The organism is Halorubrum sp. SP9, assembly GCF_005435015.1.
Lineage (GTDB): Archaea > Halobacteriota > Halobacteria > Halobacteriales > Haloferacaceae > Halorubrum > Halorubrum sodomense.
Window position 1 is genome coordinate 1 of record NZ_SGXU01000396.1, and the last position, 434, is coordinate 434.

Sequence of the window (434 nt, forward strand, 5' to 3'; positions counted from 1 at the left end):
CCACCGCAGCAACCACGCGCTGTTGGAGGACGTGGACCTCGCCGTTCTCTACGACTGTGTCTACGGAGATCCATGCGTCACTCATCTTTCTCACCTGTTTTGGTGTAGTAGACGTACACGGGGCTGGTCCCTTGCTCGGAGATGTACTCAATCTCCGCGTTGTCGGGGAGTGACACAGGGAAGCCGCCACGATCTCGGTGCTTACGGCTCTTTGTAACCTTCTTCCGATGTAGTTTAGTCATCCGCTGGAACACCCCCATCGGCTTCGTTGAGCATCTTTGCGGTTTCTGTGTCATCATAGACAGTGACAACGTACTCTGCGTGTGGGAACTGTAACAGCACCGTCTCGCCTTGGTTCTCTTGAAGCCAGTTCTCGTTGGGTTCTCGCGTGTAGTCACTCATGGATGTTAGTCAGCACTTGCGGGTGGCTTTCT

1 protein-coding gene is annotated in these 434 nt (G+C 54.4%); it reads right to left on the reverse strand.

Going from position 1 to position 434, the window contains the following annotated elements:
- Positions 1-234 precede the first annotated feature (234 nt).
- A complete protein-coding gene (locus tag EXE45_RS20060; protein ID WP_158293442.1) occupies positions 235-402 on the reverse strand; it encodes a hypothetical protein in 168 nt (55 codons plus the stop codon).
- Between the last annotated feature and the right edge of the window lie 32 nt (positions 403-434).